The 23,305-nt window shown below is 73.9% G+C and carries 23 protein-coding genes and 1 pseudogene; 5 read left to right on the top strand and 19 right to left on the bottom strand.

Translation table 11 applies throughout. The features are described 5' to 3' along the window. The 6 genes and pseudogenes from G9H71_RS07255 to rimP form a co-directional block, all read right to left on the bottom strand. Positions 1-324 carry a DUF503 domain-containing protein gene (locus G9H71_RS07255; protein WP_166280169.1) on the bottom strand — a complete coding sequence of 108 codons (324 nt, stop codon included), beginning with the start codon at positions 322-324 and terminating at the stop codon, positions 1-3. A gap of 146 nt (positions 325-470) precedes the next feature. Next, positions 471-3,464, bottom strand: a complete 2,994-nt coding sequence (gene infB, locus G9H71_RS24435) for a translation initiation factor IF-2 (protein ID WP_456238368.1) — start codon at positions 3,462-3,464, stop codon at positions 471-473. Then, positions 3,453-3,590, bottom strand: a pseudogene (locus tag G9H71_RS25645) (translation initiation factor IF-2 N-terminal domain-containing protein); the annotation flags it as partial. The gene infB and the pseudogene G9H71_RS25645, both read right to left, overlap by 12 nt. A gap of 74 nt (positions 3,591-3,664) precedes the next feature. Then, positions 3,665-3,940, bottom strand: coding sequence for a YlxR family protein (locus tag G9H71_RS07245; RefSeq protein WP_407939676.1), 276 nt, complete (start codon positions 3,938-3,940; stop codon positions 3,665-3,667). A gap of 129 nt (positions 3,941-4,069) precedes the next feature. Continuing rightward, on the bottom strand, positions 4,070-5,113 hold the full coding sequence (nusA, locus tag G9H71_RS07240; protein ID WP_166280160.1) for a transcription termination factor NusA: 1,044 nt from the start codon (positions 5,111-5,113) through the stop codon (positions 4,070-4,072). Next, a complete protein-coding gene (gene rimP / locus G9H71_RS07235; RefSeq protein WP_166280157.1) occupies positions 5,113-5,742 on the bottom strand; it encodes a ribosome maturation factor RimP in 630 nt (209 codons plus the stop codon). Before rimP ends, nusA begins: the two co-directional genes overlap by 1 nt. A 173-nt stretch (positions 5,743-5,915) precedes the next feature. On the opposite strand from rimP, the gene G9H71_RS24955 reads away from it, so the two are divergent. After that, on the top strand, positions 5,916-6,482 hold the full coding sequence (locus G9H71_RS24955) for a hypothetical protein (protein WP_166280154.1): 567 nt from the start codon (positions 5,916-5,918) through the stop codon (positions 6,480-6,482). Beyond that, the gene (locus G9H71_RS24950) at positions 6,479-6,898 is read left to right on the top strand and encodes a ferritin-like domain-containing protein (protein WP_166280151.1); all 420 of its coding nucleotides are present in this window, start codon (positions 6,479-6,481) and stop codon (positions 6,896-6,898) included. The genes G9H71_RS24955 and G9H71_RS24950 overlap by 4 nt, the downstream gene beginning before the upstream one ends. Here the strand turns inward: G9H71_RS24950 and G9H71_RS07220 are convergent. Beyond that, positions 6,895-7,665 carry a sulfite exporter TauE/SafE family protein gene (locus G9H71_RS07220; RefSeq protein ID WP_166280148.1) on the bottom strand — a complete coding sequence of 257 codons (771 nt, stop codon included), beginning with the start codon at positions 7,663-7,665 and terminating at the stop codon, positions 6,895-6,897. The two genes, G9H71_RS24950 and G9H71_RS07220, sit on opposite strands and share 4 nt — an antisense overlap. Before the next feature lie 3 nt (positions 7,666-7,668). Further along, positions 7,669-9,465 (bottom strand): proline--tRNA ligase, encoded by a 1,797-nt coding sequence (locus tag G9H71_RS07215; protein ID WP_166280146.1) that lies wholly within the window; start codon positions 9,463-9,465, stop codon positions 7,669-7,671. A gap of 120 nt (positions 9,466-9,585) precedes the next feature. On the opposite strand from G9H71_RS07215, the gene G9H71_RS07210 reads away from it, so the two are divergent. Next, positions 9,586-11,061 (top strand): aldehyde dehydrogenase family protein, encoded by a 1,476-nt coding sequence (locus G9H71_RS07210; protein ID WP_166280143.1) that lies wholly within the window; start codon positions 9,586-9,588, stop codon positions 11,059-11,061. Between the two features lie 148 nt (positions 11,062-11,209). Here G9H71_RS07210 and G9H71_RS07205 read toward each other — a convergent pair whose 3' ends face one another. From G9H71_RS07205 to dxr, 4 genes are all read right to left on the bottom strand, one after another. Then, positions 11,210-12,049: a GNAT family N-acetyltransferase gene (locus G9H71_RS07205; protein WP_196791831.1), complete on the bottom strand. Its 840-nt coding sequence runs from the start codon at positions 12,047-12,049 to the stop codon at positions 11,210-11,212. 92 nt (positions 12,050-12,141) lie between these two features. Next, complete coding sequence (gene ispG, locus G9H71_RS07200) at positions 12,142-13,350, bottom strand: flavodoxin-dependent (E)-4-hydroxy-3-methylbut-2-enyl-diphosphate synthase (protein WP_331272807.1); 1,209 nt, start codon at positions 13,348-13,350, stop codon at positions 12,142-12,144. 13 nt (positions 13,351-13,363) lie between these two features. Further along, on the bottom strand, positions 13,364-14,596 hold the full coding sequence (locus G9H71_RS07195; protein ID WP_166280137.1) for a M50 family metallopeptidase: 1,233 nt from the start codon (positions 14,594-14,596) through the stop codon (positions 13,364-13,366). Between the two features lie 3 nt (positions 14,597-14,599). Then, a complete protein-coding gene (gene dxr, locus G9H71_RS07190; RefSeq protein ID WP_166280134.1) occupies positions 14,600-15,847 on the bottom strand; it encodes a 1-deoxy-D-xylulose-5-phosphate reductoisomerase in 1,248 nt (415 codons plus the stop codon). Between the two features lie 69 nt (positions 15,848-15,916). On the opposite strand from dxr, the gene G9H71_RS07185 reads away from it, so the two are divergent. After that, the gene (locus tag G9H71_RS07185; RefSeq protein WP_166280131.1) at positions 15,917-16,426 is read left to right on the top strand and encodes a GNAT family N-acetyltransferase; all 510 of its coding nucleotides are present in this window, start codon (positions 15,917-15,919) and stop codon (positions 16,424-16,426) included. Beyond that, on the top strand, positions 16,423-16,884 hold the full coding sequence (locus G9H71_RS07180; protein ID WP_166280128.1) for a PPOX class F420-dependent oxidoreductase: 462 nt from the start codon (positions 16,423-16,425) through the stop codon (positions 16,882-16,884). Before G9H71_RS07185 ends, G9H71_RS07180 begins: the two co-directional genes overlap by 4 nt. Here the strand turns inward: G9H71_RS07180 and G9H71_RS07175 are convergent. From G9H71_RS07175 to rpsB, 7 genes are all read right to left on the bottom strand, one after another. After that, positions 16,836-17,540 (bottom strand): hypothetical protein, encoded by a 705-nt coding sequence (locus G9H71_RS07175; RefSeq protein ID WP_166280125.1) that lies wholly within the window; start codon positions 17,538-17,540, stop codon positions 16,836-16,838. The genes G9H71_RS07180 and G9H71_RS07175 overlap by 49 nt on opposite strands. Position 17,541: 1 nt before the next feature. Next, positions 17,542-18,876 (bottom strand): 23S rRNA (adenine(2503)-C(2))-methyltransferase RlmN, encoded by a 1,335-nt coding sequence (gene rlmN, locus G9H71_RS07170; protein ID WP_166280122.1) that lies wholly within the window; start codon positions 18,874-18,876, stop codon positions 17,542-17,544. Next, positions 18,860-19,714 carry a phosphatidate cytidylyltransferase gene (locus G9H71_RS07165; RefSeq protein ID WP_231134288.1) on the bottom strand — a complete coding sequence of 285 codons (855 nt, stop codon included), beginning with the start codon at positions 19,712-19,714 and terminating at the stop codon, positions 18,860-18,862. The genes rlmN and G9H71_RS07165 overlap by 17 nt, the downstream gene beginning before the upstream one ends. Positions 19,715-19,777: 63 nt before the next feature. Further along, the gene (frr, locus tag G9H71_RS07160) at positions 19,778-20,335 is read right to left on the bottom strand and encodes a ribosome recycling factor (protein ID WP_166280116.1); all 558 of its coding nucleotides are present in this window, start codon (positions 20,333-20,335) and stop codon (positions 19,778-19,780) included. A gap of 134 nt (positions 20,336-20,469) precedes the next feature. Next, positions 20,470-21,192 carry a UMP kinase gene (pyrH, locus tag G9H71_RS07155; RefSeq protein WP_166280113.1) on the bottom strand — a complete coding sequence of 241 codons (723 nt, stop codon included), beginning with the start codon at positions 21,190-21,192 and terminating at the stop codon, positions 20,470-20,472. A 116-nt stretch (positions 21,193-21,308) separates the two neighbouring features. Beyond that, positions 21,309-22,127, bottom strand: coding sequence for a translation elongation factor Ts (gene tsf / locus G9H71_RS07150; RefSeq protein WP_166280110.1), 819 nt, complete (start codon positions 22,125-22,127; stop codon positions 21,309-21,311). Positions 22,128-22,276: 149 nt separating this feature from the next. Then, a complete protein-coding gene (gene rpsB / locus G9H71_RS07145) occupies positions 22,277-23,176 on the bottom strand; it encodes a 30S ribosomal protein S2 (RefSeq protein WP_166280107.1) in 900 nt (299 codons plus the stop codon). Positions 23,177-23,305: the final 129 nt, after the last annotated feature.

The following is a 23,305-nucleotide window of genomic DNA, read 5'->3' as shown; positions in this document are numbered from 1 at the left end:
TCAGTCGTCGTGGACGACGTCGAACGGGTCGAGGTCGTCCTCCGGGCGCAGGATCCGCCGCTGCGCGGAGAGCAGGTCGACCTCGGGGTGCCCCATCACCGCGCGCTCACACGAGTCGAGCACCTCCCGGCAGTGCCGGGCGTCGGCCGCCACGATGGCGACGCCGATCACGGCCCGCCGGTGCAGGTCCTGGGCGCCCGCCTCCGCGGCCGAGACACCGAAGCGGGCCAGCTCGGCGACGATCGGGCGAACCACCGAGCGCTTGGCCTTGAGCGAGTGGACGTCCCCGAGCAGGAGGTCCAGGCGAAGGGTCCCGACGAACACTGCCCTCCCCTGCCCCTCCTAGGACGCAACAGTCCATCAGGGAGCGCCTGCGGCGCCCCCTGATGGACTGACGATGGCGGTGCCCCTGGCGGGCACCGCCAGCGCGGGAGGGCCCGCAGAGGGCCGCCCCGCACCGCGGTCGTACCTCAGACGCGCGGCTTCTCGCGCATCTCGAAGGTCTCGATGACGTCGTCGACCTTGATGTCGTTGAACGACCCGAGGCCGATACCGCACTCGAAGCCCTCGCGGACCTCCGTCGCGTCGTCCTTGAAACGGCGCAGCGAGTGGATCTGCAGGTTGTCCGCCACCACGACGCCGTCCCGGATGAGGCGGGCCTTGGAGTTGCGGCGGATCTCCCCGGAGCGGACGAGGCAGCCGGCGATGTTGCCGAACTTGCTCGAGCGGTAGACCTCGCGGATCTCCGCCGTGCCGAGCTGGGCCTCCTCGTACTCCGGCTTCAGCAGGCCCTTGAGCGCCGCCTCGACCTCCTCGATCGCCTGGTAGATGACCGAGTAGTAGCGGACGTCGACACCCTCGCGCTCGGAGAGCTCGCGGGCCTTGCCCTCCGGCCGGACGTTGAAGCCGATGATGACCGCGTCCGACGCCACGGCGAGCATGACGTTGTTCTCGGTGATCGCGCCCACGCCGCGGTCGATGATCCGCAGGTCGACCTCGTCGCCGACGTCGAGCTGCAAGAGGGCGTCCTCCAGCGCCTCGACCGAGCCGGAGACGTCGCCCTTGAGGATCAGGTTGAGCGTCTCGACCTTGCTGCGCTCGAGGAAGTCCTCGAGGCTGACGCGCTTGCGGGAGCGGGCGAGCTGGGCGTTGCGCTCAGCCGCCGCGCGCCGCTCGGCGATCTGCCGGGCGATGCGGTCCTCCGGTGCCACCAGGAAGGTGTCACCGGCGCCCGGCACCGACGTGAGGCCGAGGACCTGCGCCGGGCGGGACGGGCCCGCCTCGTCGATCGGGTCGCCGTTCTCGTCGAGCAGGGCCCGGACGCGGCCGTAGGCGTCGCCGCACACGATCGCGTCGCCGACCCGCAGCGTCCCGCGCTGGACGAGCACGGTCGCCACGGGGCCGCGACCACGGTCGAGGCGGGCCTCGATCGCGGTGCCGCGGGCGTCGGCGGTCGGGTTCGCCACCAGCTCGAGCGAGGCGTCCGCGGTCAGCAGCACCGCCTCGAGCAGGTCGTCGATGCCGAGGCCGGACAGCGCCGAGACGTCGACGAACATCGTGTCGCCGCCGTACTCCTCGGCGACCAGGCCGTACTCGGTGAGCTGGCCGCGGGCCTTCGTCGGGTCCGCGCCCTCCTTGTCGATCTTGTTGACCGCGACCACGATCGGGACGTCGGCTGCCTGGGCGTGGTTGAGCGCCTCGATCGTCTGCGGCATCACGCCGTCGTCGGCCGCCACCACGAGGATGACGATGTCCGTCGTCTTGGCACCACGGGCACGCATGGCCGTGAAGGTCTCGTGGCCCGGGGTGTCGATGAACGTGATCGGACGCTCGACGCCCTCGTGCTCGTGGACGACCTGGTAGGCACCGACGTGCTGGGTGATGCCACCGGCCTCACGGGCCTGGACGTTGGTCTTGCGGATCGCGTCGAGCAGGCGGGTCTTGCCGTGGTCGACGTGGCCCATGACCGTGACGACCGGCGGCCGCGGGGCGAGGTCTTCCTCGTCGTCGTCGAACTCGCCGCCGATGTCGAAGGACTCGAGCAGCTCGCGGTCCTCGTCCTCGGGGCTGACGATCTGGACGTCGAAGCCGAGCTCGGAGCCGAGCAGGCGGAACGTGTCCTCATCGAGCGACTGGGTCGCCGTGGCCATCTCGCCGAGGCGGAACAGCACGGTCACCAGCGAGGCCGGGTTGGCGTTGATCTTCTCGGCGAAGTCCGTCAACGAGGCACCGCGGCGCAGGCGGACCGGGGTCGAGCCGTCGCCGCGCGGGACCTGCACGCCGCCGATGCTCGGCGCCTGCATGTTGTCGAACTCTTGACGGCGCTGCTTCTTCGACTTGCGCCCACGGGCCGGACGCCCGCCGGGACGGCCGAACGCGCCCGCCGTGCCGCCGCGGCCGCGCGGGCCACCGCCGCCACCACCGGGACGGCCGGCGAAGCCGCCACCGCCACCGGCACCGGGGCCACCGCCGCCGGGACGGCCGGCGTAGCCGCCGCCACCGCCGGGACGGCCTGCGCCGCCGGGGGCACCGGGACGGCCGGGAGCACCGCCGCGGCCCGGAGCACCGGGACGTCCGGCGCCGCCGGGGCCGGCCGGACGCTGCGGACGGGGCGGCATCATGCCGGGGTTCGGGCGCGGGCCGCCGGGGCCTGCGCTACCGCCCGGGCGCGGGCCCGGGGTCGGGCGCGGCCCGGCCGTGCCCCCCGGACGCGGCATGCCGGGAGCGCCGGCACCGCCCGGACGCGGCATGCCGGTGCTGCCGCCGGCCGAGTAGGGGTTGTTGCCCGGGCGCGGGGCGCCGGGACGCTGCATGCCGGTGCTGCCACCGGAGCTGAACGGGTTGTTGCCCGGACGCGGGCCGCCCGGACGAGCGCCCGGAGCACCGGGACGGGCACCGGAGGCACCCGGACGCGGAGCGGCACCGCCCGTGCCACTCGTGCCACTCGTGCCACCCGGGCCGGGACGGGCCGCCGAGCCTGGAGCGGCCGGGGCCGCGGGGGCACCGGGCGTGCCGGGGCGCGGGGCAGCGCCACCAGGGCCACCGGGGCCGGGACGAGCCGCCGAGCCGGGAGCCGCCGGAGCGCCCGGGCGCGGGCCGGGAGCACCGGGGCGCGGGCCGGCGGGAGCCGCCGGAGCGCTCGGTGCCGCGGACGCGGCGGGAGCGAAAGCGGGGGTCGTCGGCGCCGCGGGGGCAGCCGGCGCGGCGGGCGCCGCCGGCGCGGGCGCCGGTGCTGCCGGGGCCGGAGCGGCGGCCGCGGGAGCCGACGGTGCGGCCGGTGCGGCCGGTGCCGCCGGAGCCGGCGCGGCGGGGGCCGCCGGGCCGGGCCGGGGGCCCGGACGGGGACCGCCGAAGTTGCCGGGGGTGGGGCGCGGGCCGGAGCCCGGCGTCGGGGCGGGACGGCTGGGGGCGCCATCGGCGCTCCCCTGGCTCCCGCCGGGGAAGGCGTCCTTGAGCTTGCGCACGACGGGCGCCTCGATGGTCGAGGACGCGGAGCGGACGAACTCGCCCATCTCCTGGAGCTTGGACAGTACGACCTTGCTCTCTACGCCGAACTCCTTGGCGAGTTCGTAGACCCGGACCTTTGCCACTGCTCTCCTCTTTCGGCCCGGGCCCCTTCGCAGGGGTGGGCCGCTAGTCCACGTACATGGTCATCGCTGGGTGCTCATCGAGCGCTCATCGCTTCTCGACCTGCTTCCTGACGGGGCTCTTCCTGCGTTGAACTGCGCACGGCCGACGATGCTTCCCGGGCTTGACGGCCCAGGGCGTCGACCGCTGCCCGTACCTCCGAGCAGTCGAGCGGCCCCTGGGACCGCAAGGCCCTGGGGAACGCCCGCCGGCGCTCGGCGGCATCGAGGCACTCCTGGTCGGGGTGCACGTAGGCGCCCCTTCCCGGTAGCCGCCCGCGGACATCGGGGACGCATGCGCCCCCGGCCTCCACGACGCGGATCAGCTCCGACTTGGGCGCACGCCTGCGGCACCCGAGACAGGTGCGTTGGGGAGTCGTACGACCAGCCACAGGCCAGTCTACTCCTCGCCGACGCGGGCCGGGCGCCAAGGCGGCCAGCCGTCAGGAGCCGGCCGGCCGGCCGGACGCGGGCGCGCCGGGCCGGGCCCGCAGCTGTTCGGCCGGCTGGTCCGGCGCGGCGTCGCTGCGGATGTCGATGCGCCACCCAGTCAGCCGGGCGGCGAGGCGGGCGTTCTGGCCCTCCTTGCCGATGGCGAGCGAGAGCTGGTAGTCGGGGACGACGACCCGCGCCGCGCGCGCCTCGGGGTCGACGACCTTGACCGAGGACACCCGGGCCGGGGAGAGCGCGCTCGCCACGAAGCGCGCCGGGTCCTCCTCCCAGTCCACGATGTCGATCTTCTCCCCGTGCAGCTCGGACATGACCGCGCGCACCCGCGAGCCCATCGGGCCGATGCAGGCGCCCTTCGCGTTGAGCCCCGAGCGGGTCGCCCGGACCGCGATCTTGGTGCGATGGCCGGCCTCGCGCGCCACCGCGACGATCTCCACGCTGCCGTCGGCGACCTCCGGCGCCTCGAGGGCGAACAGCTTCTTCACCAGGCCGGGGTGCGTGCGGCTGAGCGCGATCTGCGGGCCCTTCGGGCCCTTCCGGACCGCCACGACGTAGCAGCGGATGCGCGACCCGTGCTCGTAGCGCTCCCCCGGCACCTGCTCGTGCGGCGGCAGCAGCGCCTCGATCTTGCCCAGGTCGACTAGCACGTCGCTCGGGTTGCGCCCCTGCTGGATGACGCCCGAGACGATGTCGCCCTCCTTGCCGGAGAACTCGCCGAGCGTCTGCTCGTCCTCGGCCTCGCGCAGCCGCTGCAGGATGACCTGCTTGGCCGTGGTCGCGGCGATCCGGCCGAACCCCGTCGGCGTGTCGTCGAACTCGCGGCCGGAAGCCGGGTCGGCCCCCTCCGGCGCCTCCTCGCGGGCCCAGACGGTGACGTGCCCGGTGTTGCGGTCGAGCTCCACGCGCGCCCGGGGGGCGTGCCCCTCGGTGCGCTGGTAGGCCACGAGCAGGGCCTGCTCGATGGCGTGCACCAGCAGGTCGAACGACACCTCCTTCTCGCGCACGAGCCCGCGCAGGGCTGCCATGTCGATGTCCACTACGCCTCCTCGTCGGTCTTGTCGGTGTCGTCGGTGTCGTCCGGGTCGTCGGTGTCGTCCGCGTCGTCCGTGTCGTCCGGGTTGTCGACGTCGTCGGCCTCGTCGGCGTCCTCGTCGTCGGCGCCCTCGATCTCCTGCAGCTCGGCGTCCTCGCCCTTGCGCGAGAACTCGACCTGGACGCGGCCCGGCCCGAGCTCGGCGTAGGCCAGGCGGCGCTCGTCCCCGGCGCCGTCCCCGCCGACGCTGAGGACCACGGCCTCCTCGTCGGCGGAGACGACGCGGCCGAGCAGGGGCGCCCCGCCCTCGACGAGCGGCACCTCCACCAGCCGGCCGGCAGCCCGCCGCCAGTGGCGCGGCTCGGTGAGCGGACGGGAGACCCCGGGGCTGGTGACCTCGAGGACGTAGGGCGTCTCGCCCAGCGCGTCGGCCGCGTCCAGCGCGGCGGAGACGGCGGTCGAGACGTCGGCGACGACGTCGAGCGGCAGGCCCTCGTCGCGGTCGACCACGACCCGCACGAGGCGGCGGCGCCCGGCAGGGGTCACGACGACGTCCTCGAGGTCGCACCCGGCGTCCGTGACGACCGGGGCGAGCAGCTCGAGGAGGCTCTCTCGGGAGGCGGCTCTCGCCATGGGCTCAGGTCCTCCCTCTTCTCTTGTCCACCGTGGGCGGTGGTGTCCGTGGGTAGCTGGTCTGGTGGCTGGCTGGCACGAGCGGCGCTGCTCGGCGGGACGGCACGGCACCGCGCCGGGCGCCACTGCCCCACCCGCACAGCGTAGTGGCCCCCGATGGCAGGCTGAGCCGGGTGACCCCCGCTCCGCTGCGCCGACGCACCGTGCTCGTCGGAGGCGGGACGCTCGTGGCTCTCGGCGGTGCGGGGGCGCTGGGCGGCTGCACCGGGGAGGACGGCCCGGCGCCGCCAGCACCTCCGGACCCGGACGCGGAGCCGTTGCTCCGCGCACGGGCCGCGGAGGACCGACTGCTCGCGCTGTACGACGCGGCGATCGCTCAGCAGCCCGCGCTCGCCGACCGCCTCGAGCCGTTCCGGGCCGAGCACGCGGGGCACCTGGAGGCGCTGTCCGCCGGCTCCTCCCCGACGCCGTCGCTCACAGCCCCGACCGCTACCTCTCCCGCGGCCCCGGCCGCGGCCTCGAGTGCTGCGCCGACCCCGGCGCCCGGGGCTCCGACGGCCCCCGCGCTGCCCGCCACCCCCGCCGCGGTCCTGCGGCTGCTCGCGCAGGAGGAGTCCGCCGCGGCCGACGCCCGCGTCGACGGCCTGGTCACCGCGTCCGCGCCCGTACGCCGGCTGCTCGCCTCCATCGGCGCCTCCGAGGCCGCGCACGCCGCGCTGCTGCGCCGGAGGGATGCGTGAGCGAGACGGACGCGCTGCAGGCGGCGCTTGCCGGCGAGCACGCGGCGGTCTGGGCGTACGGCGTGGTCGGCGCCCAGCTGCCCGCCGACCGCGCGCCGGAGGCCCTCGCTGCTCTCGCCGCGCACCGCGCACGCCGGGACGCGCTCGAGCGGACGCTGGAGCGGGCGGCCGCCTCGCCGGCCGCGGCGGCGCCGGCGTACGACCTGCCCGGGCCGGTGACGACGGCGGCGCAGGCGGTGCGGCTGGCGGTGCTCGTCGAGGAGCGGCTGGCCGCCGCGTACGCCGACCTGGTCGCCGCCGCCGAGGGCGAGGCGCTGCGCGTCACGGCCGCGCGGGCCCTGCAGGAGACGGCCGTCCGCGGCGCGCTGTGGCGCCGGTCGGCCGTGCCCTTCCCGGGGCTTCCGGAGCGCTCCTAGCCGGTGACCACGTCGTAGGTCAGCCGGACGACGAGGGCGGCCACGACGGTGAGGAAGACGACGCGCACGAAGCCGCTGCCCCGCCGCAGCGCGGTCTTCGCGCCGAGCCGGCCGCCGACGATGTTGCAGGCGGCCATCGCCAGGCCGAGGCGGTACATCGGCGCGCCCTGCGGGATGAAGACCGCAAGCGCGCCGACGTTGGTCGCGAGGTTGACGATGCGCGCCTTCGCGGACGCCTGCAGGAACGAGTAGCCCAGCAAGGCCACGAGGGCGAAGACGAGGAAGCTGCCCGTGCCCGGGCCGAAGATGCCGTCGTAGAACCCGATCCCGAGAGCGGCGCCCACAGCGGCGGCGTAGTGCGCGTGGCCGGACCAGCGCAGCGCCTGCGACTCGCCCAGCGCGGGCCGGCGCAGCGTGTAGGCCCCGACCAGCAGCAGCAGGACCAGCACGAGCGGCCTGAACGCCGACTGCGGGATCAGCGACGCCAGCGCCGCTCCCCCGGCCGACCCCGCGACCGCGGCCGCGGCCATCGGCAGCGCCGTGCGCATGTCCGGCCGGACCCGCTTGTAGTACGTCCAGGCCGCGACCGACGTCCCGGCCACGCTGGACAGCTTGTTGGTCGCGAGGACCTGCGCGGGCGCGGCGCCCGGCAGGAGCACCAGCAGGGCGGGCAGCTGGATCAGCCCGCCGCCGCCGGTGACCGCGTCCACCCAGCCGGCGAGCAGCGCCGCCGTGCAGAGCGCGAGGACGATGTGGAGCTCGGGCACGCCTCAGCTGGCCGTGGTGCCGACGGTGCCGAGGGAGCAGGCCTCGCGGAGCCGCTCGACCGCTTCGGCGACCGGCACCTCGGAGCGCTCGCCGGTGCGCCGGTCGCGCAGCTCGACCACCCCGGTCGCGAGCCCCTTGCCGACCACGAGGATCGTCGGGACGCCGATCAGCTCGGCGTCCTTGAACTTCACCCCGGGCGAGACGCCGCGCCGGTCGTCGAGCATGACGCGCAGCCCGAACTGCTCGGCGGCGGCCGTGATGCGCTCGGCCTCGGCGAAGACGGTGTCGTCCTTGCCGGTGGCGACGACGTGGACGTCGGCGGGGGCGATCTCGCGCGGCCAGCAGAGGCCCTGCTCGTCGTAGGTCTGCTCGGCGATCGCGGCGACGGCGCGGGAGACGCCGATGCCGTAGGACCCCATCGTGACCGTGACCTGCTTGCCGTTCTCGTCCAGCACCTTCAGCCCGAGGGCGTCGGCGTACTTGCGCCCCAGCTGGAAGATGTGGCCGATCTCGATGCCGCGCGCGATGGTGAGGACCCCGTGGCCGTCGGGCGAGGGGTCGCCCTCGCGTACCTCGGCGGCCTCGATGGTGCCGTCCGCCGTGAAGTCCCGCCCGGCGACGAGGCCGACGACGTGCTTGCCCTGCTCGTTCGCGCCCGTCACCCAGGACGTGCCGTCGGCGACCCGCGGGTCGACGAGGTAGCGGATGCCAGAGGCGCTCTTCTCCCCCAGCGCCTGCGGCCCGATGTAGCCCCGCACGAGCGAAGGATGCTTCGCAAAGTCCTCTTCGGCGAACGCTGCTACCTCTGCCGGCGAGACCGACGCCTCGAGGCGCTTGGCGTCGACCTCCCGGTCCCCCGGTACGCCGACGACGAGCGGCTCGTGGGTGCCGTCCGGGTGGACGAGCTGGACGACGACGTTCTTCAGCGTGTCCGACGCCTGCCAGTCCCGGCCGTCCGTCCGCCTGAGGTCGTCCCGCGCGTTGAGCAGGTCGACCAGGCTCTGGATGGTCGGGGTGTCGGGCGTGTCGACGACCTGCGCGGCCGGGAGCGCGTCCCAGCCCTGCGGGGCCGGCGCCGGCGTGACGACGGCCTCGCTGTTGGCGGCGTAGTCGCTCTCCGTGCTGCGCACGAAGGTGTCCTCCCCCGCCTCGCACGGGGCGAGGAACTCCTCCGAGGCCGAGCCGCCCATCGCACCGGAGACCGCGGACACGATGACGTAGTCCAGGCCCAGCCGGTCGAAGGTCGCGATGTAGGCCGCGCGGTGCTTGGCGTAGGACTCGCGGAGCCCGTCGTCGGTCACGTCGAAGGAGTAGGAGTCCTTCATGACGAACTCGCGGCCGCGCAGGATGCCGGCCCGCGGACGCGCCTCGTCGCGGTACTTGGTCTGGATCTGGTAGATCGAGAGCGGCAGGTCCTTGTAGGACGAGTAGAGGTCCTTGACCAGAAGAGTGAACATCTCTTCGTGCGTCGGCCCGAGCAGGTAGTCGGCGCCCTTGCGGTCCTGCAGCCGGAAGAGCAGGTCGCCGTACTCGGTCCAGCGCCCGGTCGCCTCGTAGGCCTCGCGCGGCAGCAGGGCCGGGAAGTGGACCTCCTGGAAGCCGGCGCGGTCCATCTCCTCGCGCACGACGCGCTCGACGTTGCGCAGCACCTTGAGGCCGAGCGGGAGCCAGCTGTAGATGCCCGGCGCGGCGCGGCGGATGTAGCCGGCGCGCACGAGGAGCTTGTGGCTCGCGACCTCGGCGTCGGCGGGGTCCTCGCGCAGGGTGCGCAGGAACAGCGTCGACATCCGCAGCGGCATGGGCGGGCTCCTCGGCGAGGTGGGACGGGCACGGCGAGGATACGGCGCCGGGGGGCGGTCGCCGTACGCGGTTTCCACAGGCGGGTTGCGAGCGCAACCGTCGTGGGCACTCCGGAGGGCATGACGGACACCAGCACACCGGCGGCGTACGACGGCTTCGACGCGATGCCCATCGCGGGCACCTGGCGCGGGGGGAGGTCGGGCAAGAGCGCGAAGGACGTCAACCCCTACACCGGCGACCTCCTGACCGAGATCCCGCTCGCCGGCGAGGACGACCTGGACGAGGCGTACGCGGCTGCCCGCGAGGCGCAGAAGGAGTGGGCGGCGCGCCCGCCGGCCGAGCGGGCCGCGGTCATGCGCCGCGCGGCGGACGTCTTCGCCGCACGCAAGGACGAGGTCACCGACTGGACGGTGAAGGAGGCCGGCAGCACCCGGCTGGTCGCGGAGTTCGAGTTCTCGATCACGCACCGCGACTTCCTGGAGGCGGCGTCCTACCCGTACCGGATGGAAGGGCGCATCCTGCCCTCGGACACCCCCGGCAAGGAGAACCGCGTCTACCGGCAGCCCGTCGGCGTCGTCGCGGTGATCAGCCCGTGGAACGTCCCGCTGCACCTGTCCAACCGCTCGGTCGCCCCGGCGCTCGCGCTGGGCAACGCCGTCGTGCTCAAGCCGGCCGGTGACACGCCGGTCACGGGTGGGCTGCTGCTGGCGAAGGTGTACGAGGAGGCCGGGCTGCCGGCCGGGCTCCTCAGCGTGGTCATCGGCTCGGGCAGCGACATCGGCGACGCGATCGTGCAGCACCCGGTGCCGCGCGTCGTGTCCTTCACCGGCTCGACCCCGGTCGGGCAGGGCATCGCGGCGAAGGCGGGGGTCAAGAAGCTCTCGCTCGAGCTCGGGGGCAACGGCCCGCTCGTCGTGCTCGACGACGCGGACCTGGACTACGCCGTGGCGGGGGCGGTCTTCGGCAAGTTCTTCCACCAGGGCCAGGTCTGCATGATCACCAACCGGGTGATCGTCGACGCCTCGGTGCACGACGAGTTCGTCAGCCGCTTCGTGGACAAGGTGAAGAGCCTGGTGGCGGGCGACCCCGCCGACCCGGCGACGGTCGTCGGGCCGATCATCAACGCCAAGCAGCTGGAGTCGGTCCAGGACAAGGTCGCCCGGGCCCGCGCCGACGGAGCCGAGCAGGTCCTCGGCGGCGAGCCGTTCGGCCCGACCGGCCTGGTACTGCCGCCGCACGTCCTGCTCGGGACCAACGACGTCACGACCGCCCGCGAGGAGGTCTTCGGCCCGGTCGCGACCGTCATTCGGGCGGACGGGGAGGAGCACGCGCTGGCGCTCGCGAACGACACCGAGTACGGCCTGTCCAGCGCGGTCTTCACCCGCGACACCGACCGCGGGGTGCGCTTCGCGCTGCGGATGGAGGCCGGAATGACGCACGTCAACGACCAGCCGATGAACGATGAGAACCACGTCGCGTTCGGCGGGGAGAAGAACTCCGGGCTGGGCCGGTTCGGCGGCGAGTGGGCGATCGAGGAGTTCACGACCGACCACTGGGTGAGCGTGCAGCACACGCCGCGGGAGTTCCCGGTCTGAGTGCCCCTCAGCTGAGGAGGGGGGACCGTGCGGCCCTAGGGGCCGGGGCCGCACGGACCCGGTCGTCGAACGGCAGGCGCCGACGGAAGCCCGCGACGGGTCAGGGCGCAGCCCCGCGCCCGCATCCGCGCTCGAAGCAGGCTTGGGCTCAGAACAGGACGGACATGAACGTGCCGACCTGCCGGAAGCCGACGCGCTCGTAGGCCCGGCGGGCGGGAGTGTTGTAGTCGTTGACGTAGAGCGAGACCACCGGCGCGATGTCGGCGAGCGCGAGCTCGACGACCGCCGCCATGCCCGCGACCGAGTGCCCGCGCCCGCGTAGCTCCGGGTCGACCCAAACCCCCTGCACCTGGCAGGCGCCGGGCACCGCGGCGCCCACCTCGGCCTTGAAGACGACCCGCCGGTCCTCGATGCGCGCCATCGCCCGGCCGGCCGCGATCAGCTCGGCCACGCGGGCGCGGTAGAGCGCTCCCCCGTCGCCGGCCAGCGGGGAGACGCCGACCTCCTCGGTGAACATGTCGATGCAGGCCGGGAGCAGCACGTCGAGCTCGGTCGGCCGCACGAGCCGGACGTCCGGGTCGGGGTCGACCAGCGGCGGCGTGGAGATCGACAGCAGCGGCTGGTCGCGGCGTACGTCCCGGGCCGGCCCCCAGTCGGGCTCGAGCAGCGCCCACAGTGGCTCGACCGCCTCGCGCGGGCCGACGATCGAGGAGCAGCGCCGGCCGAGCCGCTTGGCGCGCTCGGCGAACGCCCGCACCGCCTCCGGACCGGCCTCCACGGGCACCAGGTTGGCCCCGGCGTAGCAGAGCGCGTCGAGCTCGCCGTCGACGACGTGGCCCCACACCTCGGCCCCCAGCCGCCAGGTGTCGAGCCCGGCCGCGTGCACCCGGGCGCCGACGAAGACGTTGGCCACCGGGTCGCGGTCGACGAGCGCGAGGGCCGCCTCGACGTCGCGCGGCCCCAGGACGCGCAGGGAGGTGGTCCGCAGCACGTCCCCCTCCTCCCGCCCGGGCCCGTCGCCGGGCCCGCTCCGATGTCGAGCCGTCTGCCGGTCGCGGTGGCTCGTCTGCCCGTCCGGGGCTAGGCCCAGCTCACCGACGGCTCGCCGGAGGGTACCCCCGCCGAGCGCATCTGCTCCGCGAGCCGGTTGGCCTCGGTGATGAGAGTGTCCACGATGTCGGCCTCCGGAACCGTCCGGATGACCTCGCCCTTGACGAAGATCTGGCCCTTGCCGTTGCCGGACGCCACGCCCAGGTCGGCCTCGCGCGCCTCGCCGGGGCCGTTGACGACGCAGCCCATGACCGCGACGCGCATGGGGACGTCGATGCCCTCAAGCGCTTCGGTGACCTGCTCGGCGAGGGTGTAGACGTCGACCTGGGCGCGGCCGCAGGAGGGGCAGGAGACGATCTCGAAGCCGCGCTGGCGCAGGCCGAGGGACTCCAGGATCGAGATGCCGACCTTGACCTCCTCGGCCGGCGGGGCGGACAGCGAGACCCGGATCGTGTCGCCGATGCCCTCGGCGAGCAGCGCCCCGAACGCGACGGCCGACTTGATGGTGCCCTGGAACGCGGGCCCGGCCTCGGTCACGCCGAGGTGCAGCGGGTAGTCGCACTGCTGGGCGAGCAGCCGGTAGGCGTTGATCATCACGACCGGGTCGTTGTGCTTGACCGAGATCTTGATGTCGCGGAAGCCGTGCTCCTCGAAGAGCGAGCACTCCCACAGCGCCGACTCGACCAGCGCCTCGGGGGTCGCCTTGCCGTACTTCGCGAGCAGGCGCTTGTCGAGCGACCCGGCGTTGACCCCGATGCGGATCGGGATGCCGGCGTCGCCCGCCGCCTTGGCGATCTCCCCCACCTTGTCGTCGAACGCCTTGATGTTGCCCGGGTTGACCCGGACCGCGGCGCAGCCGGCGTCGATCGCGGCGAAGACGTACTTCGGCTGGAAGTGGATGTCCGCGATCACCGGGATGTTGGACTTGCGGGCGATGACCGGCAGCGCGTCGGCGTCGTCCTGGCTGGGGACGGCGACGCGGACGATCTCGCACCCGCTGGCGGTGAGCTCGGCGATCTGCTGCAGCGTCGCGCCGATGTCGGAGGTGAGCGTGGTCGTCATCGACTGCACCGAGACCGGTGCGTCGCCTCCGACCGCGACCTTGCCGACCTGGAGCTTGCGCGACTTGCGGCGCACCGCGAGCGGCTTGGGCGGCAGGGCGGGCAGGCCGAGCGCGACGGGTGCTCCCCCAGGGGACGGCTTGCCGTTGGACGGGGCGCTGAGGGGGACGGCGGTCACGACGGGATGCTCCCTAGCTGAGGCGGATCGGGTTCACGATGTCGGCGGTCAGGGCGAGCAGCGACACCGAGACGAACACCAGCATGACGGCGTACGTCAACGGCAGCAGCTTCTCGTAGTCCACGCGGCCCGGGTCGGGGCGGCCGCGTCGGCGGGCGACGATCGCTCGGGCCCGCTCGTACCAGGCTATGGCGATGTGGCCGCCGTCGAGGGGCAGCAGCGGGAACAGGTTGAAGACGCCGATGAAGACGTTGAGCGAGATGAAGATCGTGAGGAAGACGATCGGCTCGCCGAGCTCGAACGCCTCTCCGCCGATCCGGCTCGCGCCGAGCACGCTCACCGGGGTCTCCGCCGACCGCTCGCCACCTCCGATCGCGGTCACGAGGTCGTCGATGCGGGACGGGAACCGGCCGATCGCCTCGAACGTCCCGGTGAAGAGCTCCTTGCCGAACGACGCGGTGCCGGCGACGGCCCCGAGCGCGCCGTAGTGCAGCGTCCTGGCGGGCTCCACGACGCTCACGCCGATGGCCGACACCTGCCGGGTCGTCGGGTTGTCGTCGGTGGCGTCGGGCGCGTAGCGCTGCACCGGCACCAGCCCCACGGTCGCGGTCTGCTCGGCGCCGGCCCGCTCGTAGCGGACCTCGGTGGCGCCCGCGGGCGCGGCCTGCAGCACCTTGACGAGGTCGCCGTACGACGCGACGGGCGTGCTGCCGACGGCGAGGATGCGGTCACCGTCCTGCAGGCCGGCCGCCTTGGCGGCGCCCGCCGGGTCCCCCGGCGCGCACTCGCCGCGGTTCGGCACCGGGATCACGCAGTCGGTGACCTCGACGACCGGCGCGGCCTTCGCGGGGTCGAAGTCCTGCCACGCCATGTTGGGCAGGCCCGTGGTGAGCGCGGCGATGTAGGCGACCACGATCGCCAGGCCGAAGTGGGTCAGCGAGCCGGCCGCGAGCACGACGGTCCGCCTGCGCAGCGGGGCGCGCCAGAAAGCGCGCGCGTCGTCCTCCGGAGCCACCGGCTCCAGCGGCGTCATCCCGACGATCTTGACGTATCCGCCCGCCGGGATGGCCTTGACGCCGTACTCGGTCTCACCGCGCCGGAAGGACCAGATCTTCGGGCCGAAGCCGGCGAAGTACTGCGTGACCTTCATGCCGTAGGCCTTCGCGGTCAGCATGTGCCCGGCCTCGTGCAGGCACACCGAGAACAGGATGCCGAGCGCGAACAGCAGGAACCCCAGCCAGAACAACCGTCAGCCTCCGTCTTCCACGGCCGCACCCAGCAGCTCGCGCGCACGGGCCCTCGCCCACGACTCCGCAGAGACAACATCGGCCTCGGTCAGCGCGTTCCCGAGGGGCTCGTGCTCGCCCTGTCGATGTTCGGAGAGCACGGCCGCGACCGTGTCGACGATGCCGGCGAACGGCAGCCGCCCGGCGAGGAACGCCGCGACGCACTCCTCGTTGGCCGCGTTGAGCACGGCCGGGGCCGTCCCGCCGGCCGTCCCGGCCGCCTTGGCCAGCGCGACCGCCGGGAACGCCTCCTCGTCCAGCGGGAGGAACTCCCAGCTGCGCGCCGCGGTCCAGTCGCACCCCGCCGCCGCGCCCTCGACCCGGTCCGGCCAGCCCAGCGCCAGCGCGATCGGCAGCCGCATGTCCGGCGGGCTGGCCTGCGCGAGCGTCGAGCCGTCGAAGAACTCGACCATCGAGTGCACGACCGACTGCGGGTGCACGACCACGTCGATGCGCTCGTAGGGCACGCCGAACAGCTCGTGCGCCTCGATGACCTCCAGGCCCTTGTTCATGAGCGTCGCCGAGTTGATCGTCACCACCGGCCCCATGTCCCACGTGGGGTGGGCGAGCGCCTGCTCGGGCGTGATCCCGGCCAGCTCGTCCCGGCGCCGGCCCCGGAACGGCCCGCCGCTCGCGGTCAGGACCAGGCGGCGTACCTCCTGCGGGCCGCCGCCGCGCAAGCACTGCGCGAGCGCAGAGTGCTCGGAGTCCACCGGCACGATCTGCCCCGGCCGCGCCGCCGCCCGCACGAGCGGCCCGCCCGCGACCAGCGACTCCTTGTTGGCCAGCGCCAGCGTGCGGCCGGCACGCAGGGCGGCGAGGGTGGGGCCGAGGCCGACCGAGCCCGTCATGCCGTTGAGCACGACGTCGCACGGCCACGCGGCCACCTCCGCCGCGGCGTCGGGGCCGGTCAGGATCTTCGGCAGCGCGTAGTCCCCGGCGCTCCAGCCGCGGCGCTGCGCCTCCGCGTAGAGCGCGAGCTGCAGGTCCTGCGCCGCCGTCGCCCTCGACAGCGCGACCACCTCGACACGGTGCTCGAGCGCCTGCGCGGCCAGCAGCTCCACCCGTCCGCCGCCCGCCGCCAGGCCCACGACCCGGAACCGCTGCCGCGGGTCCGCCCGCACGACGTCCAGCGCCTGCGTGCCGATCGAGCCGGTCGAGCCGAGGATGACGAGGCTGCGCTCTCCCGCAGGCGGTTGTCCGTCGCTCACCCGCCCAGTGTCCCAGCCCGCGCGAGCTGTGCTCACCGCCGTCCGCGTCGCCACGTACCGTCTGCGGACGTGGAAAGCACGACACCGGCCCCCGCGGGCCTGCCGGCCCCGCCTCTCGCGATCCGGTCGACGACCGACGCCGGCGACCCCGACGTACGCCGGCTGGTCGCCGCGGCCGAGGACGAGCTGCGCCGCCGCTACCCCGAGGACGACGACCTCGGCCCGGACGTGCACGCGCTCGTCTGGCTGGTGGCCGAGCGGGACGGGCACGGGGTGGGCATCATCGCGCTCTGCCCGCTCGAGGAGGGCGTCGGCGAGCTCAAGCGGCTGTACGTCGCCGACGAGGCCCGGCGCGGCGGCGTGGCCCGCGCGCTGCTCGACGCCGCCGAGGACGAGGGCCGCGCCCGCGGCATGTCGGCGCTGCGGCTGGAGACCGGGACGCGCCAGCCCGAGGCGATGGCGCTCTACCAGCGGCACGGGTGGGCGCCGATCGCGCCGTACGGCTACTGGGCCGGCCACCCGATGACCCGGTGCTATGGCAAGCAGCTGGCCGGCGACGGCTCGGCGGTGTCGGCGTGAGCTGGGCGCCGGACGAGCTGCCGGAGGCGGCCCTGGAGTTCCTCGCCGAGCGCCACCTCGCGACGCTCACCACACTGCGCGCCGACGGCAGCCCGCACGTCGTCCCTGTGGGCTTCACCTGGGACGCCGGGCGCCGCGTCGCCCGTGTCATCACGGGCGGCGGCACGGTGAAGGCGCTGAACGCCGCGGCGGGCCGGCGAGCGGTGCTCTGCCAGGTCGACGGCGGGCGCTGGCTCTCGCTGGAGGGCGTGGCCACGGTCCGGACGGACGCGGAGTCGGTCGCGGCGGCCGAGGCGGCGTACGCGCGGCGGTACCGGCAGCCGCGGCCCAACCCCGAGCGCGTGGTGGTCGAGCTGACCGTGGACCGGGTGCTCGGGCGGGCAACGCCGCCGGCCCCGCGGCAGACGGGTCAGCCGGCCCCGCCGGCCGCCGACAGCGGCGGGTCGGGCTCGGAGTAGGACGGCGGCGCCTCGTCAAGGTAGGACGGCTGGGCGAAGGCCTCCGGCCCGAGCGCCTGCACGACCTCGGCCGCGGCGATCTGGGCGCGCAGCACGGCGTGGCGCAGCAGCAGGTCGACGACCCGGTCCATCACGTCGTCCACGCCGGTCTCGGCGTAGCCGCCGCGGACGCGGGAGAAGACCGTGAAGCGCACGTCGTCGGCCTGGACCTGGTCGCCGTCCGGCGTCGCCGCGAAGGGGTCGAGGGCGCGCAGCACGCGCTCGACCAGGGCGTCGACGTCGGCGGGCGCGTAGCCGCGGTGCAGCCGGCCGAGCCGGGCGAAGCGCATCCCGGGCGGCCCGGAGAGCTCCTCACGCAGCCGCACCGCGTCGCTGCGCAGCTCGTCCTCGAGCGCCCACAGCGGCTCGCCGGCGAACGCCTGCTCGACGCAGCGCCGCTCCAGCCGGTCGAGCAGCCGGTCGACGGCCCCGATCTCGTAGCCGTGGCGTACGAGGTCGAAGCCGGCACGGCGGACGTCGGCCGCGGCGACCGGGTCCCCCGCGCTCAGCCGCCGCTCGACGTGCGCGAGCAGCTCGTCGACCTGGCGGCGGGCGTAGCCCCGGCGCAGCCAGCCGGCCCGGCGCAGCCGGCGGTGGTCCCGACGTCGCGCGCGCACCTCAGACGTCCGTGCCGGCCGCTGCGGGCGCCGGGCCCGCCGCGTCGGCCGCAGCGAGCTGCCCGCAGGCCCCCTCGATCTCGCGCCCGCGGGTGTCGCGGACGGTGACGGGGACGCCGTGGTGCTCGAGGGCGCGCACGAAGGCGCGCTCGTCGCGCTCGCGCGACGCGGTCCACTTCGACCCCGGCGTCGGGTTGAGCGGGATCAGGTTGACGTGCACCAGATGCCCCTTGAGCTTGCGTCCCAGCAGGTCGGCGCGCCAGGCCTGGTCGTTGACGTCGCGGATCAGCGCGTACTCGATGGATACACGACGCGAGGTCGTGTCGGCGTAGTGCCACGCCGCGTCGAGCACCTCGTCGACCTTGTAGCGGGTGTTGATCGGCACCAGCGTGTCGCGCAGCTCGTCGTCGGGGGCGTGCAGGCTGACCGCGAGCGTGACCGGCAGCCCCTCGCCGGCGAGCCGGCGGATGGCGGGCGCCAAGCCCACCGTGGACACGGTGATGCCGCGCCGGGACATGCCGAGCCCGTCGGGCGCGGGGTCGGTGAGCCGGCGGACGGCCCCGACCACGGCGTTGTAGTTGGCGAGCGGCTCGCCCATGCCCATGAAGACCACGTTGCTGACCCGGCCCGGCCCGCCGGCGACGTGGCCGCGCTCGAGCGCGCGGGCACCGGCCAGCACCTGCTCCACGATCTCGGCGGTCGACAGGTTGCGGGTCAGCCCCTGCTGCCCCGTCGCGCAGAACGGGCAGGCCATGCCGCAGCCGGCCTGGCTGCTCACGCACATGGTGACGCGCGAGCGCCGGGCCCCGGCCGCGTCGTCGCCGCCGGCCTCGTCGTAGGCCGACTCGTCACCCAGGCCGGTGATGAGCCCGCCGGACACCTCACCGGTCACCCGCGCGCCGTAGCGCATGAGGACGGCCTCGACGAGGGCGCCGTCGTGCAGCCGCCAGAGCTGCTTGCGGGTCGCCCCGCCGTCGGTCTCCCACTCGCGCACGGGCGTCAGCAGCTGCGGCAGGAGCGCTTCGGCCAGCTTCGTGCGCACCGGCTTGGGCAGGTCGGGCATCGCGGCGGGGTCGTCGACCAGCCGGCCGAACCAGTGGGTCGACAGCTGCTTCGCGCGGTACGCCGGCTCGCCGAGCTCGACGACGGCGGCGCGCCGCTCCTCGGGGGTCAGGTCGGACAGGTGGCGAGGAGGCTTGCCGCGGCGAGGTGCGGCGAGGACCAGGCCGGGCGGCTGCGGCCGCGTCGGCGTGGGCGTCGGCGGGGGCGTCGGGGCAGCAGCGGGCGCGGCGCTGGCGGCAGCGTCGGCGGGAGGGGCGTTATCGGAGGACGACATACTCAATCAGGAGGTAGGCCACGGGAGCGGTGGGCAGCAGCGAGTCCAGGCGGTCCATCACGCCACCGTGACCGGGCAACAACGTGCCCATGTCCTTGATTCCGAGGTCGCGCTTGATCAGCGACTCGGCGAGGTCGCCGGCGGTCGCCGTGAGGCAGCAGGCGACTCCGAGCAGCGCCCCGGCCCAGACCGGGCCGTCGAGCAGCCAGGCGACGGACGCGGCCGTCCCGGCGGCGGCGACGACCAGCGAGCCGGCCAGCCCCTCCCAGGTCTTGCCCGGGCTGACGCGGGGCGCCAGCTTGTGCCGGCCGAAGAGGACGCCGGTGGCGTAGCCGCCCACGTCGTTGGCCACCACGGCCAGCACGAACACGACGACCCGGTCCGGGCCGTCGTCAGCGCGCAGCGAGAGCAGGGCGAAGCCGGTGAGGAGCGGGACGTAGGCGAGGGTGAAGAAGGCGGCGGTCGCGTCACGGACGAAGCCCTCGGGCCCCTTGACCCCTCGCCAGGCGGCGACGCCGAGCACGGAGAGCGTGAAGGCCGCGAGCAGCGCCGGCTCGCCCCCGGCGTACGCCGCCACGAGGGTCGCCACCGCGGCGATCCCGAGCAGGATGCCCGGCATGGTGATGCCGCGCGCGCCGAATGCCTGCACCAGCTCGGAGACCCCGAGCAGGGCGGCGACAGCGGCGAGCCCGACGAAGATGCTGGGCTGGACGTAGAGGCTGGCGAGCAGCAGCCCGCCCATGACCAGGCTGACGGCGATCGCTACGGGCAGGTTGCGCCCGAGATTGCGCGGGGTGCGCTTGCTCGGGGCCTTCCTGCGCCGCCGATTCGCTGCCAACGCCTCGCTCCCGCTTCCTACCGTCTCTCCTGCCGGACGCGCGGCGTTGGGCGCCACCATGGGTCAGACCTCGAGCAGCTCTGCTTCTTTGTGCTTGAGCAGGTCATCGACGGACTCGACGTAGCGCTTCGTCGTCGCCTCGAGCTGCTTCTCGGCACGCGTGACGTCGTCCTCGCCGGCCTCGCCGTCCTTGGCCAGCTTGTCCAGCGCCTCCTTGGCGTGGCGGCGGACGCTGCGGATCGAGACCCGGGCGTCCTCGGCCTTGCCGCGGGCGATCTTGATGAAGTCGCGGCGGCGCTCCTCGGTGAGCTGCGGCAGCGGCACGCGGATGACGGACCCGTCGTTCGAGGGGTTGACCCCGAGGTCGGAGTCGCGGATCGCGCGCTCGATCGCGCCGAGGGAGCCCTTGTCGTACGGCGTGACGACGATCAGGCGCGGGTCCGGCGTCTGGAAGGACGCCAGCTGGTTGACCGGCGTGACGGTGCCGTAGTAGTCGACCACGATCTTGTTGAACAGGGCCGGGTTGGCGCGGCCGGTGCGGATCGTCGCGAAGTCCTCCTTCGCGACGTTCACCGCCTTCTCCATCTTCTCCTCGGCCTCGAGAAGGGTGTCGTCGATCACGGGAGTCTCCCTTCGCGGGGCTGGACGAGCAGGAACGTTGAGCGGTGCGGCCCGGGGCATCCACGGGCCGGACGCAAGGTTATCGCCCGTCCGGGTGCCCGTGGCTCAGGCACGCGCCAGCGGGCGTGCAGCGGCTAGTCGGTGGCGTTGGAGACGAGGGTGCCGATGGTGTCGCCGTTGACCGCCCGGGCGATGTTGCCGTCCTCGAGCAGGTTGAAGACGATGATCGGGAGCCGGTTGTCCATGCAGAGGCTGAACGCCGTCGCGTCGGCCACCTTGAGCCCGCGGCGCAGCACCTCCTGGTAGGAGACCCGCTCGAACCGCTTGGCCTCGGGGTTGGTGCGCGGGTCGTCGTCGTAGACCCCGTCCACGGCCTTCGCCATCAGCAGCACCTGCGCGCCGATCTCGAGCGCGCGCTGCGCGGAGGCGGTGTCGGTGGAGAAGAACGGCATGCCGACGCCGGCGCCGAAGATGACGACGCGCCCCTTCTCCAGGTGACGGGTGGCGCGGCGCGGGATGTAGGGCTCGGCGACCTGGCCCATCGTGATGGCGGTCTGCACGCGGGTGTCGATGCCCTGCTTCTCCAGGAAGTCCTGGAGGGCCAGGCAGTTCATGACCGTGCCGAGCATGCCCATGTAGTCGCTGCGGGCGCGGTCCATGCCGCGCTCGGACAGCTCGCCGCCGCGGAAGTAGTTGCCGCCGCCGACGACGATCGCGACCTGTGTGCCGGCCCGGACGATGTCGGCGATCTGGCTGGCGATGTTCTGCACGACGTCGGGGTCGACGCCGAAGGACCCGCCGCCGAACACCTCGCCCGACAGCTTCAGCAGCACCCGGTCGTACCTCAGCTGTCCCACGGGTCTTCCCTTCTGTCGAGCGATCGTGCTGGTGTCCTACAGCGGAACGCTGCATGGCCCCGGCCGGAGCCGGGGTCCACGCAGCGTGCGGTTGCGGTGGCGCTACCCGCTGGAGGTCAGGCGCCGACCTCGAAGCGCGCGAACCGCTTGACGGTCACGCCCTTCTCGTCGAGCAGCTGCTTGACGCTCTTCTTGCTGTCCTGGACCGACGCCTGCTCGAGCAGGACGACGTCCTTGAAGAAGCCGTTGACCCGGCCCTCGACGATCTTGGGGAGCGCGCCCTCGGGCTTGCCCTCCTCGCGTGCCGTCGCCTCGGCGATGCGGCGCTCGTTCTCGACCGTCTCGGCCGGGACCTCGTCGCGGGTGACGAACTGCGGGCGCATCGCGGCGATCTGCATGGCCGCGCCACGGGCCGCCTCGATGTCGGCGCCGTCGAACTCGACGAGCACGCCCACCTGCGGGGGCAGGTCGCTGCTGCGCTTGTGCATGTAGGCCGCGACCTGGCCGTCGAAGAACGACACGGAGCCGAGCTCGATCTTCTCGCCGATGACAGCGGAGGCCGACTTGAGGTTCTCGGCGATGGTCGCGCCGTCGGCGAGCTTCTCGGCGAGGAGCGCCTCGGTGTCGGTGATGCCGGTCTTGGCGACGTGGGCGACGATGTCGTTCGCGAGCTGCTGGAACTGCTCGTTCTTCGCCACGAAGTCGGTCTCGCAGCGCAGCTCGACGAGCGCGCCCTCGGCCGCCGCGACGATGCCGTTGGACGTCGTTCGCTCGCCGGCCTTCTTGTCGACCTTGGCGCCCATCTTGACGCGCAGGACCTCGACCGCCTTGTCGAAGTCGCCCTCGGCCTCCTCGAGCGCCTTCTTGCAGTCCATCATCCCGGCGCCGGTCAGCTCGCGGAGCCGCTTGACGTCCGCTGCGCTGAAACTGGCCATGCCTGCTCCTATGAGGATCGGGGGTGGGGAGGTTCGTGCCGGATCGGCGGAGTGCTGGTGCCGTACGCGGTGCGCGCGCCCGGCGCAGCGACGCCGGGGAGCCGCGAGCGCGGCCCGCCCGGCGTACTGACAGCTGGGGTGCTGACGGGTCAGGCGGACGCGCCCGCGGGGCCCTCGCCGGTGGCCGGCTGCTCGGCGACCGGCTGCTCGGCGACCGGCTGGTCGGCGACCGGCTGGTCGGGAGCGGCACCGGCCGCGCCGGCGTTGCCGCCGGCCAGGAGCTGCTGCTCCCACTCGGCGAGCGGCTCGTCGGCGGCGACGCCCTCGGGCGTGCCGGCCTCCTCGCCGGTGCGCACGCCGGCGCGAGCCATCAGGCCCTCGGCCACGGCGTCCGCGACGACACGGGTGAGCAGCGTGACGGAGCGGATCGCGTCGTCGTTGCCCGGGATCTTGTAGTCGACCTCGTCGGGGTCGCAGTTGGTGTCGAGGATCGCGACGACCGGGATGCCCAGCTTGCGGGCCTCACCGACGGCGATGTGCTCCTTCTTCGTGTCCACGATCCACACCGCGCTCGGGGTGCGGGCCATGTCACGGATACCGCCGAGAGTCTTCTCCAGCTTCTCCTTCTCGCGCTGGAGGACCAGGAGCTCCTTCTTGGTCATGCCGCTGCCCGGCACGTCCTCGAAGTCGATCTGCTCGAGCTCCTTGAGGCGCTGGAGGCGCTTGTGCACGGTCGAGAAGTTGGTGAGCATGCCGCCCAGCCAGCGCTGGTTGACGTAGGGCATGCCGACGCGGGTCGCCTGCTCGGCGATCGCCTCCTGCGCCTGCTTCTTCGTGCCGATGAACAGGATCGTGCCGCCGTGGGCGACCGTCTGCTTGATGAACTCGAACGCGTTGTCGATGTAGGACAGCGACTGCTGCAGATCGATGATGTAGATGCCGTTGCGCTCGGTGAAGATGAAGCGCTTCATCTTCGGGTTCCAGCGCCGGGTCTGGTGCCCGAAGTGGACACCGCTGTCGAGCAACTGCCGCATGCTGACGACGGCCATGGCCGGTCGGCCTCCTCTGCGCGCCTGGTCGGCGCGCGCCTCGGTTCTCGCGCCCGGGCGGTTGCGCGGGCGCGCCTGACGCCCGCGAGGCCGCGCCCGTGCCGTCCCCGAAAGAATCCGGGGACAGAC

It is taken from the genome of Motilibacter deserti, from assembly GCF_011250635.1.
GTDB classification, from domain to species: Bacteria; Actinomycetota; Actinomycetes; order Motilibacterales; family Motilibacteraceae; genus Motilibacter_A; species Motilibacter_A deserti.
The sequence above is the reverse complement of the archived record's forward strand: the minus strand, read 5'-3'. Positions and strand labels throughout refer to the sequence as shown.

Excerpts from the sequence above, each read along its gene's own strand:
- rlmN (WP_166280122.1), bottom strand. The coding sequence starts at position 18,876 with ATGTCGTCCTCCGATAACGCCCCTCCCGCCGACGCTGCCGCCAGCGCC.
- tsf (WP_166280110.1), bottom strand. The coding sequence starts at position 22,127 with ATGGCCAGTTTCAGCGCAGCGGACGTCAAGCGGCTCCGCGAGCTGACC.
- rimP (WP_166280157.1), bottom strand. The coding sequence starts at position 5,742 with ATGGCGAGAGCCGCCTCCCGAGAGAGCCTCCTCGAGCTGCTCGCCCCG.
- G9H71_RS07210 (WP_166280143.1), top strand. The coding sequence starts at position 9,586 with ATGACGGACACCAGCACACCGGCGGCGTACGACGGCTTCGACGCGATG.
- G9H71_RS07215 (WP_166280146.1), bottom strand. The coding sequence starts at position 9,465 with ATGCCGCTGCGGATGTCGACGCTGTTCCTGCGCACCCTGCGCGAGGAC.
- rpsB (WP_166280107.1), bottom strand. The coding sequence starts at position 23,176 with ATGGCCGTCGTCAGCATGCGGCAGTTGCTCGACAGCGGTGTCCACTTC.